Here is a 15,473-nt window from a genome sequence, read left to right as displayed (position 1 = left end):
AGGAAGCCAAAAGGCTTCCTTTTTTTGTGCTCGGGCATTTACTAAACTTAAGGCAGGAATCGCAACTCTACGCGACGGTTTTTCTCCTGGCCTGCTTTCGAAGTGTTATCTCCGATGGGTTTGAAAGAGCCGTAGGCTTCCGTCAGGATTCGGCTGGGGTTCGTTACCCCGGCGTTCACCAGATATTTCTTCACGGCCTGTACGCGGCGTTCAGAAAGAGCAATGTTATGACGATCCGAAGAGCGACGGTCGGCGTGACCCGTTAATTGCAGACGGCAGTTGGTACGGTTCAGTAACTCAACAATCCGCGACAGCATTTCTTCGTATTCGGGCTTAATCGTGCTTTGATTGGTTTCAAAGTTAATGTTCGCAAACACTTCCAGACAAGCCTGACCCGGAATGATTGAGTTCACTACCTGTTCAAAATCAATGGCTACCCCAGCTCCAGAAACAATGCTTCCGGCAGGTGTTTCGGGTTGTTTGTCGAAGTAATCAGAAACGCCATCGTTATCCGAATCCAGTAATAAACGAGGATCAATATCTTTCGGACGGTTCGCTTTTGCAATCGAATCAATCTCAGACATGGATAGGATTTTTTCTGGTACGTACAACAAACGAGGATCGGTATAACGCAGGTTATAGGTTCCTTTCGAAGCGTCCCAGGTTTTATCGCGACCTACTTTGATTGCATTTTTCCCAAACTTGTAAGTCACAGAAATGTAAGGCGTTACGTATTTATCAAGGGCTGAATTACCGCGTTTGTAATCGCTGATATCGCCCCGGTTACCACCGAAATCATACATGCTGGAGTTATCACCCCCTACGGTTGCATCTAGTTTTTCAGTATTCACGTTATTCAGCACCATGTCCAGACCAATGTCAAAACGGGGTGATAACTCATACTGAATCGCCAGTCCCACGGGGAAAACTACTTCACGAGTCATTTTCCGGGAAGAAACCTGAAGACCCGTAATGCCGCTTTCATTGACAAACTCCTGCGTAATGTTTGACTTGCGTTTTACGCGACCCGTTCCAATTTCATAGGCCGTAGAGTTAAAAAATATGACCCCAACGCCCGCGTGTAAATCAAATTTCCAGCGGTTCAGCTTTCTAGGGCCAAATAGTAAGCTTTTCAGGTTTGTACTTCCTACCAGAGCAGCCTGATAATACTCCGCCCGAAAATAAGAGTTATAAATGCGGCTCTTTGCTCCCCGAAGGTTACCGGCGTCGAGCTTCAGGCTGGCTCCGAATAAGTGGGAAAGTTGTTTGTTCACATCCAGCCCAAAACCAATAGCTCCACGCTCAGAAGCAGGAGCGTATTCTTTGGGATGAGGAGCGGGCCAGAAATCGTACTCCCGTAAATCTCCCAGAAACTGAGGTGACCCACCCCGAACCGAAATCGACCAGGTATTTAAGGCATTAGGACCTTCATATAATGCGTTAGGCTGATAGGGTTTGGTTTGAGCACCGGCTTTTCCGGCCATCATTCCTGCGAGTACTAAAAAAGACAGACAGCGTACAATTCTCATAAGCTCTTTTTTAAAGGGACTGGAATTGAAAATCAATTCCCAGGTTGACAGTTGGAAACAGGTTGCACAAAAATAGAGGTTAATTCATGCATAAACCCTATTTGTATGCGAAGCAGAATCCCAGGTTTCAGATATACGACGAAAAAAAACTTCCTGTTTGGACGACCGCAAAGATTTTCGGAGATTTTCCTATAATCGATGCATGACCTGTCTAATCATTTGATCTTTCCAGGTGCCGTAAGTGCCATTCAGGATTTGCTGACGAGCTTCTTTAACTAACCACAAATAAAAGGTTAGATTGTGAACACTCGCAATTTGTGGGCCGAGTAATTCTTCAGATTTAAATAAATGACGCAGGTAAGCTTTACTATAGAAAGTACTTACATACCCTCCTAAAAATTCATCAACTGGCGAAAAATCATCTTTCCATTTTTCGTTTTTAATGTTGATAATACCTTGCGTGGTGTACAAAATTCCATGCCGGGCATTTCGTGTAGGTAATACACAATCGAACATGTCCACGCCCAGAGCAATGCTTTCAAGAATGTTAGCAGGCGTGCCTACACCCATTAAATAACGAGGTTTATCGTAAGGAAGAATCGAGCAAACCAGATCCGTCATTTCGTACATATCCTCGGCGGGTTCGCCTACAGAAAGTCCGCCAATGGCATTTCCTTCCCGACCCATCGACGCAATGAATTCAGCCGACTGACGACGTAAATCTGGATAGGTACTCCCCTGTACTATCGGAAAAAGTGACTGCGAGTGGCCATATTTTGGCTCAGTGGCGTCGAATCGGTCGCAGCAACGTTGTAACCAGCGGTGGGTCATTTCCATTGAACGACGGGCATAGCCATAATCGCAGGGATAAGGCGTACATTCATCAAAAGCCATCACAAAATCAGCCCCAATGGTTCGCTGAATGTCCATGACACCTTCGGGCGTAAAGGTGTGCGTTGAGCCATCAATATGCGAGCGGAACTTTACGCCCATTTCATCGATCTTACGACCTGTACCCGCCAGCGAGTAAACCTGGAAACCTCCTGAATCCGTCAGGATCGGGCGATCCCAGCCGTTAAATTTGTGTAAACCTCCGGCTTTTTCCAGAATATCAAGTCCCGGACGCAGGTACAAATGGTACGTATTTCCCAGAATAATCTGAGCATTAATGTCTTCTTTCAACTCCCGCTGGTGTACGGCCTTTACGGAGGCAACCGTTCCTACGGGCATAAAAATTGGAGTTTCAATCACTCCATGATCGGTCTGGATACGCCCGGCTCTGGCTTTACTCTGGGCGTCCTGTTTTATTAAATCAAATTGCATGGTTCTCTTCTAAAAGATTGCAAAGGTAAGGACAATCGAGGGGTCGCAGGTCAGAACGCCTATATTTCAGCAACAAACGCTTATTTTTGCGGCCTGAATTTCAAACCCTGTCGTGACTGAATTCCTTCTGCTAAGTATCGTCTGCGGTATTCAGCTTCTGTATCTATTGGTATTTGCCCGAACGGCTTTCGTTTCGGTACCCTCGTCTACTCCCCAACTACTTCCGGGAGTTTCGTTGATCGTCTGTGCCTGGAATGAGCTGCAAAACCTTCGGGAGTTAATTCCTTTACTCGAAAAACAAGAGTACGAAACATTTGAAATCATTATTGTCAACGATAAATCGACCGATGGAAGTTCAACTTTTTTGCAAGAAGCTCTTCAGCACTATTCCCGGTTAAAAGTGATTCCCATTTTAGAAACGCCCTTAGGCGTTTCTTCCAAAAAATTCGCTCTCACACAGGGAATTGATGCGGCTCAGTACGAAGTCATTTTACTGACCGACGCCGACTGTCGCCCTCATTCCAGCCGCTGGATTCAACGCATGGTGGCTCAGCTAAGCCCCACTAAAGATATTGTATTAGGGGTTTCGCCTTATTTCAGAAAGGATTCATCCGTAAACGCCTTTATCCAGTTTGAAACGTTTTATACGGCATTGCAATATATTTCCTTTGCTTTGGTCGGTAATCCGTACATGGGAGTAGGAAGAAATCTGCTATACCGCAAATCACTATTTCTTCATCAAAACGGACTACAGGAATTCATGCACATTCTGGGCGGCGACGACGATTTATTCATTAACAAAGTTGCGAACGCTACCAATACAGCCGTTTGCCTACATCCCCAAAGCCTGATGTATTCCGTTCCCAAAGTTACCTGGGCTGAATGGTGGCATCAAAAACGGCGGCACGTTTCGGTGGGCAGCTATTACCGGAAAAAAGATCAGTTTTTATTAGGGCTGCTAGCGGCCTCACACGTAACAAGCTGGCTATTTTTGTGGGGCATTCTTTGGTATTCGGTCACCACAAACCCTTACGAATGGATGGGCTGGAGTATCGGCATTTTTCTCGTCCGTTTTTTTATGACCTGGATCATCTGGTACAAAGCCAGCCGGAAGCTGGCACATCCCATTCCCGGCTATCAGTTCCCAATTTTCGATTTAACATTAACGCTGTATTTACTCAGTATGGCGGTGGTATCAGCCTTTCCCAGTAAAAAAATGAGCTGGCGGTAAACCCAAACATTAAATTCAATACTCGATGGACATTATTAAAAGATATTTTCCCGACCTGACTCCCACGCAGGAAGAACAATTCAGTAAACTCGGCGAGTTATATCGCACCCTCAACGAACAGGTTAACGTGATTTCCCGTCAGGATGTAGATAACCTCTACGAACGTCATGTGCTGCATTCGCTGGGCATTGCGAAGGTGATGCAGTTTAAACCCATGACCGAAATTCTGGACGTGGGCACAGGTGGTGGCTTTCCCGGCATTCCGCTGGCCATTTTATTCCCTGAATGCCAATTTCATTTAGTGGACAGCATTGGCAAGAAAATTCGGGTTGTACAGGAAGTCGCGAAAGGCTTGGGACTTACAAATGTGCGGGCTGAACAAAAGCGTGCAGAGTTGGTAACAGCCGAGGCCTACGATTTTGTAGTAAGCCGAGCCGTAACGCGTCTGACGCCCTTTTACAGCTGGGTGAAGACCAAGGTTCACAAAAATCAGTTTAACGACCTTAAAAACGGCATTCTTTACCTAAAAGGCGGGGACTTAGAAGAGGAACTTAAAGAGCTTGGAAGAAAGACAAAAGTCTACGAACTCTCGGATTATTTTACTGAAGAGTTCTTTGAAACGAAAAAAGTAGTCCATGTCCCTTTTTAGTGGCACATTTTTAGAGAGAGAATGACGAGAGACGTGCGGAAGGCTTATTTTTGCTAGGCATTTTCCTCATTACTGCAACGATAAAACACTTATGGGTAGCTACGTTAATAACCATCTTATCAAAGACGAACACGTCGTTTTTGAAACCACGTATCATTGGACCATCTTTTTCACCTGGGCTTCGCTATTTACACTGACGATTGCCGCCTGGATCAAACGATCGTCCGATGAATTCGTTATTACCAACAAGCGACTGGTCGTGAAAACCGGATTCATTTCTCGGGACACGGTTGAGCTCAATCTAAATAAGGTAGAGAGCATTCAGGTGGAGCAAAGCGTTTGGGGCCGTATGTTTGGCTTCGGAACGATCTCCATTCACGGAACGGGAGAAACGAGTCAAGTGTATAAGCGAATCTCTGATCCTCTGGGCTTTAGAAGAAAATACCAGGAGCAGTACGATCAGTACACCCAAACTCGCGGATCATTTAATTAAAAAAATATTACAAAACACTTGCGTTCGGCTGTTTGATGCCTTAGTTTTGCACTCGCTTTCAACGCAATCCCGAATAGCTCAGTCGGTTAGAGCATCTGACTGTTAATCAGAGGGTCGCTGGTTCGAGCCCAGCTTCGGGAGCCTAGTAGTCAAGCACTTACGAGATAAAACTTGTAAGTGCTTTTTTATTTGCACAAGATTTGCACAAGGAAAATATTTTTTATTTCGCTCGATTATTTTCACTTCATTCGAGTGCATTCTTCTTAACCGAAAGATAAATCGAAAATTTAGCTTTTATTCGTTTCCCTGCTTTCTCATTTCTCCTGCATAGATACTTTCCAAGTATAAATAAGATAAATGACTTTTCCTGTGAATCCTTCCTGCATTAGCAATGATTAGTCAAAATAGCAGGTCTTTTTCGATTGGCAGAATTAGAATCTTTGGTTCTATTCCATTTTATAAACTGCATTCGCCTTATCTGAAGGCATGGGAGGTTATATGCTTTGTTGACCATTGGTTTTCATTATTACTTCATGTAATCGCATTTAGCAGTTCCTTACTATACGTACTTTACCTATCCCTAGATAATCTTCTTTGGTTGATAGCTTCAAATTCCCTAATCTGCACGGGGACATATCACATATCTTGACAAAATTTGTGATATGTGATAGATATAGAGTTGTCACAAATTATTACTAAATTTGTGACAACTCTATAGGTGTTACTCGTATGCAAAGCGTTGAAAAACAGATAGAAAGAAGCATTAAAGCAAAACCAAAGGGTATTCTCGTCTTTCCAGAGGATTTTGCAAGCTATGGTTCGTCTGAATCGGTACGAAAGGCATTGGATCGCCTGGAAGACAAAAAGCTACTTATTCGGGTTGCTCAAGGGATCTACGTAAGACCTAAGGAAAGCAAACTTATTGGCTCCGTTTTGCCCTCTGCGGAAGAAGTAGCTGAAGCCATTGCCAAACGCGATAAAATCAAAACCGTTCCGAGTGGAGCTTACGCTTTAAATGCCTTGGGGCTAAGTACCCAGATCCCGATGAAGGTAGTTTTACTCACGGATGGTTCTCCACGTGAGATTAAGGTGGGCAAGCGAACCATTAAATTGAAGAAAACGACTCCTAAAAACCTACTTGCCAAAGGTAAAACTAGCCGCCTAGTGATTCAGGCCTTAAAAGAACTAGGCAATGGGAAAGTCAGTGAGCAAGAAGAAAAAAAAATCATAACGTTGCTTAAAAAGGAAAACATCGCCGATTTAGCTCATGACATCCCTTTGGCTCCGGTATGGATTCAAAAAATAATGAAAAAGGCTTTATAAGATGACCTCCAATTCTTTTTACCAGCTTCCTGCTTCTGACAAGAAAGCCATCTTTCAAGCAATTAGTAATCAGACTGGCATGCCTGCTTTTGCGGTAGAAAAAGATTGGTGGGTCACTCAAACCCTGGCCATCATTTTTCAAATGGAAGCAGCCCCTCATCTCGTGTTCAAAGGGGGAACTTCTCTCAGTAAGGCATGGAAGCTCATTCATCGTTTTTCTGAAGATATTGATTTAGCCATAGACCGAGCTTTCTTAGGTTTTGAAGGAGAGCTTACCAAAAGCAAAAGGACCGCCTTACGAAAAGCAGCAGGAGCATATACCACCGGCCCCTTCTTTGAAGAACTACAGCAAAAGTTTTCAGAAAATGGACTGGAAGATGTAACGTTGCACATCGTGCCCTCAGCAGACAGTGATCAGGACCCAAGGATCATTGAGATTCACTACTCTCCTATTATTTCAACACCTGGCTATGTTCAACCACGCGTGCAAATTGAAATCGGTTGCCGTTCTCTTCGTGAACCCTTTAGCCCGTGCCTCTTCGGTTCACTAGTGGACGAGCTTTATGCAGAAAGCAATTTCGCAGCTCCGCTTGTCCAGATTCCTACAGTTGATGCAGAGCGGACATTTTTAGAAAAATTATTTCTGCTTCACGAAGAATTTCATCGTCCGCCGGAAAAGATAAGAGTCGATCGGCTAAGCCGCCATCTATATGATGTGCATCATCTTTCTCAAACAGCAGTTGCTGAACGGGCTTTATGTAATCAAGAGCTTTACCAAACCATCGTTTCGCATCGATTTACGTTTTCTAAAGTTGGCAACGTCGATTATAACCTGCATAATCCTAAATCGCTGAATCCTATTCCACCTGATGAGGTGATTAATGCCTGGTCCAGTGATTATAAGAAGATGTTGGAAGAAATGATTTACGAAGAAAACCCTCCGACCTTTGAAGCATTAATAAACTCCCTAAACCAAGTAAAAGAAAAGCTACAAAATCTAGATTGGGAATTTACAATAGCTTTTTAAAGGAACTATGGTTACTCACTAAGTACTACTTTTTCTTACTTCGTTAATTATCAAATTGGATTACAGATTAAAATCATGTATATCTAGAAAGGTAGTATAAATTAGTACTCAAGCACTTCATTCAAATGCTTGTTGCAACGCGAGAGATTTTGTATGTTCGAGTATCGCATTAGCAATCTTATCCATGCAAGTTATTTGCCTCGAAGAAGCCGCCTTTTACGAACTGGTCGATCAAGTCGTTACCCGCTTGAAGGAAACGTCCTCCCAAGTAAGTAGCCGTTGGGTAGATGATGGGGAAGCCATGAAATTGCTGGGAATCAAATCGAAAACAACACTTCAAAAGCTTCGAGATGAAGGGAAAATTCGGTTTTCACAGCCGCAGAAAAAAATCATCCTATACGACCGGAATTCCATTGAAGACTATTTAAACAGAAACGCTCGAAATACTTTCTAGCATGGAAGAAGAACCCATTCATCCTGACTATATCAAAGGCTTCAATGACAGCTATCTGCTGGCCCAGCACTTGCCTGAATTGGCCGAGAAACTATCGGCTATTCCAGGAAATAGTCCTCGCTTGCAAGGCATGCGAGAGGGACGTCAGCAATATCTGTCGGAACAAGTCAAAGCGAAAATGCCGTCCTGGCTTCAAGAAGACCGCCTCAGTAAAAGTAACCCTTCATCATCCCCCAGTAAAACACGTGACATAGACCCTCCGTCTAAATAAGCTATTGTTTAATGGGCAGGTCTTTACCCTTGCCATTTTTTGAGGGGATTTCGGGTAGAATTGATTCCTGAACCTTCGTATAGCTAAGCGATTGCGTAAATCGAGCGGAGATCGAAAACGGTTTCTTCTCTTTTAATGCTTCTTTACGTATGAGGGATAGCTTTTCTTTTTCTTCTTGCTGAACGTCTTGTTTTAGCTTTAGCATGTAGTACTGGGAATAATTGATATCTTTCTTTGCCTTCAATAATCCCTTCATTTCCAACTTGGATTTTTCCTCAAAGGGGTTCGGATAGAGCGTATGTAGCGTTGCCTGACGTAGCTGCTTTGCGGTCTCGTCGTCAAGATTAAGCTCTTTTATTTGACGTTCTACCCATTCATTTACATTAGCTTCAATAGTCTCCTTTTTCTTTTCCAGGTCGTACACGACATAAGCTGGATTAGTCGGTTTTGAAGGTTTCAAAAATCCAGGAGGATTATACCGGGGTACATAGGCCTGAGGCGTGTCTCTTTCGCGAGGCGTTCGATCCAGTTGTTTATCGAGTAGCTCCATCTTTTTGCGGGCTTCGTTGACCATCTCTTCGATGTATTCAAGCCATTCCGGAAACGCGTATTTTTTAGAGTGATCTTCTGGGGTAGCCATGCTAAGAAATCGTTTTGACACTTGACATAGTCTGTTTTTCTAGTAAACTGGAAGTAGGCTTTGTATTTCTTACGGGTCGGATCTATGGACTATGAAACCTATCTCCTTGAGACTCTGTTTGATGGCGATAAAGATCGATTTGAAGAAGCCTGGCAAGAAGCTATGGCAGAAGGACGCAAGGAAGCCGTTACCTGGGCCTCTCTCATAGATTCAACGGAAACGCCTGAGCCCCGTCGTCTAGACCTCGCCTCCTTTGAGCCCTACACGGGCCTTCCTTACAAGCTAACAACCGTTACTTTTAATCCCTTTACGTCCTTCTTCGTTTGGCGAACTCAACGCTGAGCTTACCCACCATGTCTATCGGGATCGAATGACGCTGAACCGTTCGAGCAGGATCTTTCGCTGACCCGTGGGAATGGATATTCGGTGGCCGCTACATAGTACCTCGTCCGCTTCAATTCCATCCACATGATCCAGATTGATCCCTTCCGATTTAGACAATCGGTAGAAATTATCCGTTAAATGATGGTCAAAGAGATACCCAAGGTTTGCGTAAAGCTCCACCTTTCGATACGGATGAATACGGCTATACCCCTCTTGTGTCAGATGGAACTGGGAAGCAGGTCCGTTTGCTTCAATGTAAATAATCTCGTGATTGAAGACCCGTATGAAAATACCACCGACTGACAACAGGAACCCATCACTTTTCTTATTCGGATTCGGAAGCGGGTGTTGATAGAAGTTATGAATGGCCAATTCTATTTGGAGCGGTAATTCTGCCATCCGAAAGGGCTTGATCAGATAAGCGGATGGATTGGTTTGTTTGGCTCGATTTAACACTTTCATATCCGAGTGAGCGGTCAGATAAATGACCGGAATGGAATACTGCTTTGACAATCGCTGCACGATCTCTATGCCATCCAGAGGACCATTGAGCTGTATATCTACCAATAGAATATCGGTAGGACAGCTTTCTAATATACCCAGGGCCTTTTCAAGCGTCCGGGCAATGCCGCTCACCTCATACCCGTATTTAATTAAATTCTCCCGAATGTCGTGAGCCACCATTAACTCGTCTTCGAAAATAAGTATTCGTAATGCTTCCATGCCTTAGCCGTTAAAGGATAAATCAAACGTAGTTCCGGGGTTATGGTGAAATTCGTACGCTCCCTCCAATTGTTCGGCGAGCATAGTAATCAGCCACATCCCGAAGGATGCGTTCGCGGGGTCTTCTGAAAAGCCTGGCCCGTTATCAGCTACCGTCAGATGAACACGCGATCCCTGATAACTACAGGTAATCATCAGAGAAGGATTTTCAGTAGCAGTAAATGCGTGTTTGCAAGCGTTGACTAGTAATTCATTTATCATCAATCCCAAGGGGACAGACTTATCGACGTGCAACCAGATGGACTGAAGCTGGTAAACTGGCTGAAGCGTTCCAAAGCCGTAAGCCTGCAAAATGCCATTCACCAGATCAGGTATATAAGTGGCTAAGTTTACTTTAACGAGTTGATCCCCATCATACAGCCTGCGATGGAGTACGGCCATCGCCTGCACGCGTAGCTGGCTTTCTTCTACGGCTTGTTTGGCCACTGGATCTGAAAGCCGACTGAGATGTAATCCTAATAGGCTAGACACTACCTGAAGATTATTCTTCACGCGATGGTTTTGCTCGCTAACAAGTCCCGCATTCCAGCGACTGATCCGTCGATTTTTTTGAAACAATCTAAAAAAAATAAAACTCATGAGGAGTGTCAGCAGAAGCAACGTAGATACGAGTACGATTGATTGATTACGTTGGGCTAATTCATCGTTTTTAGCCTGTAATAAAAGTTCTTTCTTTTGCGTCTCGTATTCAATTTCCAAACGAGTCAAGGCTCCTTCCCGGTCAGTCGACAGAGCGTCTAATTCATACCTATGAACTTTTTCCAAATGATGGAAAGCTTCTTTCCACTGTCCCCTGTTTTGGGAGAGCTCCATAGAAACCCTTTCCATATCTATATTTTGCATAAAGTCTGAGCGTTGATGCTCTTTGGCGAGCTTTTGAGCTTTCTCCAAGGCTGTCAACGCCCGATCAAATTTTCGCTGACGGGTATAAATAGTTACCAACTTCAGCTGCATATTAAAAATACCATTATAATCGTGCTGCTTTGTATAGACTGCAAGGGCATAATTTGCGTAACTCAAGGCTCTTACCGGATCGCTTTCACTATATTTAGCACAAAAGATCGTATAAACATTCGCCAGCTCACTAGAGGGTTGCATGGCACGGGCGTATTTTAAGACTTCTCTTTCACAATAATGGGCACTGTCTAAGTAGATAGCGGCCTTACGTTTATCCTTTTCTTTATAGTACTCATAGCCACGTTCATAAGCACCCGATAAAACCATGTGAGAAGATACCAAGCCTCGCAACGAATGGACATGCTGATGGTTGATTAAGGCCCGACGAGCGTATAGTCTTGCTTCCTTAAAATGACCAGCTATGTAATGATTTTCTGATAACCGAGTGTATACCTTTCCCACGGCTTCGGAATATCCCTTTGGTTCTCTGATTCGTAAGCTTCGGAAAAACCACTGATTAGCAGCCAAGTAATCGCCGAGTGCAACGTAACGTTTACCAAGTAAATAACATATTTCTCCCATTTGAGCCGTGTCCTTCTGGGCTACTGCTTTACGATAGGCTAATTGGTTATCTAATAAGCGGGTATAATTCCTACTCCCAATCATTGGCTGTACTTTTTTAGGAATAGAAAAGTCCACAGAATCCGCTTGTCCATAACTAAAATAAGAGCCAAGTAGAAACAAAAAATAGATAGTAATAAAACGTATTACATCAGCTATTCCCATACGAATGAACACTCTAAACTGGAGACTTTGCAAATAATTATAAAAGCACGCAAATTCCCAAATAAGCTTATTCACTAACCTTCGTTAAACTGCTTAAAATCGTTCATAACTATCGAAATATATCCCATTTTATAGCCGAATAACAATCATTTTTTGTGGCATTCATGGCTCTATTAAAAATCCTTCGTTAGGAAAAAAGAAGGATTCATTGGGAGAAACTAGGCCTTACTTATGAATCTATCTGTAGGTTCGAAAAATGAAACTATTTTGAGTAATCGTCATCACCCCGTTCAATCTATCTGCTATGTTTTTTTCTATCTACTCTATTTTTTTCAGGCCTCTTACTTTTTCTAGAACCCTGAATCGTTAGCTGCTTTATTTTCTTCTGAGACAAATATCATTAGCCCATACTAAGGATCCCGTGTATTCCCCTCTGGATTCCTCATCAGACATCCCTCCTCAAACTCACCTCAAACAGATGATGAACGTAGTGGATCTCGATCAGCCCATTCTGACACTGGACGCGTCAATGGGACGCGGATTTTGGACCATCCGTCATGCGGTCGAAGGCGTACAGATTTTCGGCGGCATTGGATCGGGTAAGACTTCCGGCTCGGGTCGAATGCTAGCCCTCAAATACCTTCAAGCGGGCTTTGGCGGGTTAGTGCTCACCGTCAAACCCGATGAAAAACAAGCCTGGATCGAATACTGTCAGCAAACGGGTCGGAGCGAGGATCTGATTATTCTCGAACCCGGTGGCCCGCACCGATTCAACTTTCTTCACTACGAGTCAGCGAAATCCAGCGGTGGCAGTCCCCTCACCGAAAACCTGGTCGATGTGCTTAAAACCGTCATTCGGGCGGGTGAGGAAAAAGATGCGGGTAAAAGTGACGATGCTTTTTGGGAAACCGCCCTGGACATGCTCATGTTCAATGTCATCGATCTTTGCCAACTAGCGTACGGCCATGTTTCCATTAGCGATCTCTATAACATTGTTCAGACCATTCCAAAAACCATTGAAGGGCTCAAAACCGATGATGAGCACGGTGGTATCAAGTATTTTCATCAAGCTTTTGAACGGGCCAAGGCCCGAGTCAATGCCTGGGCGGAAGAATGGTTTACTGGCCTGTCTTTTGAGGATCAGCAACGTCTACAAGAGGACGCCTTCCTGGAAGAGGCACTTTTGGAGGCCGTTCCTCAGGCCCGGCTCTTCAAATACATCGATCAATTTTTTGTAGAAAATTTCATCCCGCTAACGGATAAGACCCGTTCCATTATCGACTTTATTTTTTCGGGATTTCTTTTCCGCTTGCTTCGCGAACCCGTTTATTCGCTGTTTTGCCGGGATGAGCAGTCTACCGTAATGCCAGAAGATTCACTGACTGGTAAAGTCATTCTCATCAATCTCCCCGTCAAGATTTATCACAAAGTGGGACGGGATTGCCAGATTCTCTTCAAGTACCTTTGGCAACGGGCCATAGAGCAACGGGATATAGGAACGAATGGGTATCCCGTTTTCCTGTGGGCGGACGAAGCTCAAAACTTTATCCACGAACACGACGCTGATTTTCAGGCCACAGCCCGGAGTAGCCGGGTTGCTACCGTCTATATTTCGCAAAATCTACCCAACTATTATGCCTGCATGGGCGGCGGGAAAGCTGAGTTCAAAGTCAAAAGCTTTTTAGGGACCTTGGCCACCAAGATCTTTCACGCCAACGCGGATATTGAAACGAATAAATATGCCTCTGAACTGATCGGAGACGCATTTTTTGAAGACCGCTCCGAAAGCATCACCGTCTCCCAGAATTTCTCTCAAACGCAGTCGCGGTCTCTGAAGCTGGAACGGGCCGTCAGGCCAGAAGGCTTCGTTCGGCTCAAAACCGGCGGGCCGCAAAATGACTTTCGCGTGGAAGGGTACCTACACCGTCAGGGCGACAGCCTGATGGGAACGGTCAACTACGTTAAAATGCGTTTTAACCAACACTACTTTCCTATTGACTAGTAGCCTCACTCTTTTAAATACCCTAACTAACTTCAATCATGAAAAAGAATCTGTATTACCGCAGTGTGTTTAAACGAACCAGTCAGCTTAAGGACAATTTAGCAGCCTTTTTTCTAGCTTTTTGCTCCTGGCCTCGCCTGCTTCTGGAAGTGTTTATTCGTCGAAACATGGGGGAACGTTACTTTTCTTTTTCGACCGCTCTTTTCATTACCTTTGTTTTGTGCCTGATCCCGCCCTTTTTTAGTCTTATTTTCAGTAAGATTAGTCCTCGATTTGGCTTCGGCTTTTTCGTTCTATCATTCGGTAGCTGGTATCTGTACCTGGCCGCTTTTATTTACATGTGCCTACAGCGGCGGGAAGAGATCAAACGATTACCTTCCGTCTTTGATTTTGCCCGATTCAGCCTTTCGACTGGCCACATTCACCCTCGCTTCCGAGCATTTACCTGGATGGGGAAAACCTGTGATACCCGTACCATTGAAACCATTCTCGAACCCGCTTTCTTCTTCCTCATTGGATTTGGACTGTTCATGCTCAGTCAATACGTAGGACTACTTATTCTCTGGTGCAGCATCTTTTATGCATTGAGTTACCGGGCTGCGTATCGACAAGGCGATCATTTCGTCATGGATAAAATAGATGAGTATATCAGTAATGAAGAACTCTCTAGATCCTTCATCGAAGGTCGACCCGTGGAGGAAACACGCGGCTTTCCCTTCTACGGACGACGACCAACGGACCCAGAGATGCGACGCCAACTCGCCAGCTCATTCATAGTTGATGATGAGGTTGTCGATGTTTCATGACTAGCCTTAGCAGTGCTAAGGGGAGATGTCTGATGCAAAAATGATTGATGGCGTTTAACACTAGCCGTTACCGGGTATACGCTTTTCGTCACACAGCTCTGAGCCGATTCGCGTTTAATGAAAGGCAAAATATGGGATATGCGTACTGGTTGAAGTGATGGTGTGTTTTCCGTTTCAACCGACCTATAGTTTATGCTTCTATTACGTGGTGGGAGGAATAGGCGTACGGCCATTTCATCGGATGGATTCAGCTCTCAGGATAGAAAAAGGTTCGTTGACCTTGGACACAAAAAATCCGGGCAAGTCACCCTGCCCGGCTTAAGCGGTCAATGGATAGAATTTATTCCTAAGAATAAATATCTACTGGCTCAAGCGGTGCCACTGGTGTTGCAGTTGGGACGTAAGGCTGAACCTTGCGAACCACCAGCGGGATACGGATACCAAACAGGCTCAGTGAGATATTCATGCCATCATTATCTGCGTGAATCCAAGCTGCACCGGCTTTGTTCCATTCTTTCTGCTCACTGCCCTTCTTGTTCGTCAGGAAGTATACAGCGTGGGTTGGGTATTTCTTTTCGGTTTGGTTTTGGGTTTCTGTGGTCATCGTAAATCTCCTTTCAGGGTTGGTCGATGATGGCAGCGAAAAGAGTGCGACCCGGACGGGACAGCTCCCCGGAGCGAAGCGGAGTCGTCAGATGATTTTTTACACCGTAAAAAATCAGGGATAAGCGTCGTCCCGTCCGGGTTGCACTACGCTGACAGCATAAATCGACTAACCCTGAAAGGAGATTCTCCCACGTGCCATGAAATACAAAGCTGAACCGAATGACTCAAACGATCGCCATGCTGCTTTGTAAATAAGAAGGGCAGTGACC

General features: G+C 44.5%; 16 protein-coding genes and 1 tRNA gene. 11 read left to right on the top strand and 6 right to left on the bottom strand.

The genetic code is table 11. The features are described 5' to 3' along the window. Window positions 1-47: 47 nt before the first annotated feature. Both QE357_RS02020 and tgt read right to left on the bottom strand, forming a co-directional pair. Window positions 48-1,529 (bottom strand): OmpA family protein, encoded by a 1,482-nt coding sequence (locus QE357_RS02020; RefSeq protein ID WP_307141827.1) that lies wholly within the window; start codon window positions 1,527-1,529, stop codon window positions 48-50. A 189-nt stretch (window positions 1,530-1,718) separates the two neighbouring features. Further along, window positions 1,719-2,852 carry a tRNA guanosine(34) transglycosylase Tgt gene (gene tgt, locus QE357_RS02015; protein ID WP_106636628.1) on the bottom strand — a complete coding sequence of 378 codons (1,134 nt, stop codon included), beginning with the start codon at window positions 2,850-2,852 and terminating at the stop codon, window positions 1,719-1,721. A gap of 112 nt (window positions 2,853-2,964) precedes the next feature. Between tgt and QE357_RS02010 the strand changes: the two genes are divergently transcribed. The 8 genes from QE357_RS02010 to QE357_RS01975 all read left to right on the top strand — a co-directional run bounded on the left by QE357_RS02010 (window position 2,965) and on the right by QE357_RS01975 (window position 8,300). After that, window positions 2,965-4,083: a glycosyltransferase gene (locus tag QE357_RS02010; RefSeq protein WP_309705430.1), complete on the top strand. Its 1,119-nt coding sequence runs from the start codon at window positions 2,965-2,967 to the stop codon at window positions 4,081-4,083. 25 nt (window positions 4,084-4,108) lie between these two features. After that, complete coding sequence (rsmG, locus tag QE357_RS02005) at window positions 4,109-4,732, top strand: 16S rRNA (guanine(527)-N(7))-methyltransferase RsmG (protein ID WP_106636626.1); 624 nt, start codon at window positions 4,109-4,111, stop codon at window positions 4,730-4,732. A 91-nt stretch (window positions 4,733-4,823) separates the two neighbouring features. Continuing rightward, the gene (locus QE357_RS02000) at window positions 4,824-5,225 is read left to right on the top strand and encodes a PH domain-containing protein (RefSeq protein WP_106636625.1); all 402 of its coding nucleotides are present in this window, start codon (window positions 4,824-4,826) and stop codon (window positions 5,223-5,225) included. Between the two features lie 67 nt (window positions 5,226-5,292). Next, window positions 5,293-5,366: transfer RNA gene (locus tag QE357_RS01995), tRNA-Asn, on the top strand. Between the two features lie 588 nt (window positions 5,367-5,954). After that, window positions 5,955-6,548, top strand: a complete 594-nt coding sequence (locus QE357_RS01990; RefSeq protein WP_309705427.1) for a DUF6088 family protein — start codon at window positions 5,955-5,957, stop codon at window positions 6,546-6,548. A 1-nt stretch (window position 6,549) separates the two neighbouring features. Beyond that, window positions 6,550-7,575: a nucleotidyl transferase AbiEii/AbiGii toxin family protein gene (locus tag QE357_RS01985; RefSeq protein WP_309705425.1), complete on the top strand. Its 1,026-nt coding sequence runs from the start codon at window positions 6,550-6,552 to the stop codon at window positions 7,573-7,575. A 184-nt stretch (window positions 7,576-7,759) separates the two neighbouring features. Next, on the top strand, window positions 7,760-8,029 hold the full coding sequence (locus QE357_RS01980; RefSeq protein WP_309705423.1) for a helix-turn-helix domain-containing protein: 270 nt from the start codon (window positions 7,760-7,762) through the stop codon (window positions 8,027-8,029). 1 nt (window position 8,030) lies between these two features. Then, on the top strand, window positions 8,031-8,300 hold the full coding sequence (locus QE357_RS01975; RefSeq protein ID WP_309705418.1) for a hypothetical protein: 270 nt from the start codon (window positions 8,031-8,033) through the stop codon (window positions 8,298-8,300). Between the two features lies 1 nt (window position 8,301). Here the strand turns inward: QE357_RS01975 and QE357_RS01970 are convergent, their stop codons facing one another. Beyond that, on the bottom strand, window positions 8,302-8,940 hold the full coding sequence (locus tag QE357_RS01970) for a hypothetical protein (protein WP_309705417.1): 639 nt from the start codon (window positions 8,938-8,940) through the stop codon (window positions 8,302-8,304). 84 nt (window positions 8,941-9,024) lie between these two features. Between QE357_RS01970 and QE357_RS01965 the strand changes: the two genes are divergently transcribed. After that, complete coding sequence (locus QE357_RS01965; protein WP_309705415.1) at window positions 9,025-9,282, top strand: hypothetical protein; 258 nt, start codon at window positions 9,025-9,027, stop codon at window positions 9,280-9,282. Window positions 9,283-9,297: 15 nt separating this feature from the next. Here the strand turns inward: QE357_RS01965 and QE357_RS01960 are convergent, their stop codons facing one another. Then, the gene (locus tag QE357_RS01960; RefSeq protein WP_309705413.1) at window positions 9,298-10,047 is read right to left on the bottom strand and encodes a response regulator; all 750 of its coding nucleotides are present in this window, start codon (window positions 10,045-10,047) and stop codon (window positions 9,298-9,300) included. Window positions 10,048-10,050: 3 nt separating this feature from the next. Further along, window positions 10,051-11,670: a sensor histidine kinase gene (locus tag QE357_RS01955; protein WP_309705411.1), complete on the bottom strand. Its 1,620-nt coding sequence runs from the start codon at window positions 11,668-11,670 to the stop codon at window positions 10,051-10,053. Window positions 11,671-12,268: 598 nt separating this feature from the next. Between QE357_RS01955 and QE357_RS01950 the strand changes: the two genes are divergently transcribed. Further along, the gene (locus QE357_RS01950) at window positions 12,269-13,792 is read left to right on the top strand and encodes a TraM recognition domain-containing protein (RefSeq protein ID WP_309705409.1); all 1,524 of its coding nucleotides are present in this window, start codon (window positions 12,269-12,271) and stop codon (window positions 13,790-13,792) included. Window positions 13,793-13,830: 38 nt separating this feature from the next. Continuing rightward, on the top strand, window positions 13,831-14,598 hold the full coding sequence (locus QE357_RS01945) for a hypothetical protein (RefSeq protein WP_309705408.1): 768 nt from the start codon (window positions 13,831-13,833) through the stop codon (window positions 14,596-14,598). 346 nt (window positions 14,599-14,944) lie between these two features. On the opposite strand, the gene QE357_RS01940 is transcribed toward QE357_RS01945, so the two are convergent. Further along, entirely contained in the window at window positions 14,945-15,202 is a 258-nt protein-coding gene (locus tag QE357_RS01940) for a hypothetical protein (protein ID WP_106636606.1), read from the bottom strand. Window positions 15,203-15,473: the final 271 nt, after the last annotated feature.

This window comes from Siphonobacter sp. SORGH_AS_0500 (assembly GCF_031453245.1).
Lineage (GTDB): Bacteria > Bacteroidota > Bacteroidia > Cytophagales > Spirosomataceae > Siphonobacter.
This window is presented reverse-complemented; position numbering and strand designations above follow the sequence as displayed.

Bases quoted from the DNA above. Each gene is read 5' to 3' on its own strand.
- QE357_RS01945 (WP_309705408.1), top strand. From the start codon at position 13,831: ATGAAAAAGAATCTGTATTACCGCAGTGTGTTTAAACGAACCAGTCAG.
- rsmG (WP_106636626.1), top strand. From the start codon at position 4,109: ATGGACATTATTAAAAGATATTTTCCCGACCTGACTCCCACGCAGGAA.
- QE357_RS02000 (WP_106636625.1), top strand. From the start codon at position 4,824: ATGGGTAGCTACGTTAATAACCATCTTATCAAAGACGAACACGTCGTT.
- QE357_RS01980 (WP_309705423.1), top strand. From the start codon at position 7,760: ATGCAAGTTATTTGCCTCGAAGAAGCCGCCTTTTACGAACTGGTCGAT.
- QE357_RS01955 (WP_309705411.1), bottom strand. From the start codon at position 11,670: ATGATTGGGAGTAGGAATTATACCCGCTTATTAGATAACCAATTAGCC.
- QE357_RS01950 (WP_309705409.1), top strand. From the start codon at position 12,269: ATGATGAACGTAGTGGATCTCGATCAGCCCATTCTGACACTGGACGCG.
- QE357_RS01960 (WP_309705413.1), bottom strand. From the start codon at position 10,047: ATGGAAGCATTACGAATACTTATTTTCGAAGACGAGTTAATGGTGGCT.
- QE357_RS01965 (WP_309705415.1), top strand. From the start codon at position 9,025: ATGGACTATGAAACCTATCTCCTTGAGACTCTGTTTGATGGCGATAAA.
- QE357_RS01940 (WP_106636606.1), bottom strand. From the start codon at position 15,202: ATGACCACAGAAACCCAAAACCAAACCGAAAAGAAATACCCAACCCAC.
- QE357_RS02020 (WP_307141827.1), bottom strand. From the start codon at position 1,529: ATGAGAATTGTACGCTGTCTGTCTTTTTTAGTACTCGCAGGAATGATG.
- QE357_RS01985 (WP_309705425.1), top strand. From the start codon at position 6,550: ATGACCTCCAATTCTTTTTACCAGCTTCCTGCTTCTGACAAGAAAGCC.
- tgt (WP_106636628.1), bottom strand. From the start codon at position 2,852: ATGCAATTTGATTTAATAAAACAGGACGCCCAGAGTAAAGCCAGAGCC.
- QE357_RS01970 (WP_309705417.1), bottom strand. From the start codon at position 8,940: ATGGCTACCCCAGAAGATCACTCTAAAAAATACGCGTTTCCGGAATGG.
- QE357_RS01990 (WP_309705427.1), top strand. From the start codon at position 5,955: ATGCAAAGCGTTGAAAAACAGATAGAAAGAAGCATTAAAGCAAAACCA.
- QE357_RS01975 (WP_309705418.1), top strand. From the start codon at position 8,031: ATGGAAGAAGAACCCATTCATCCTGACTATATCAAAGGCTTCAATGAC.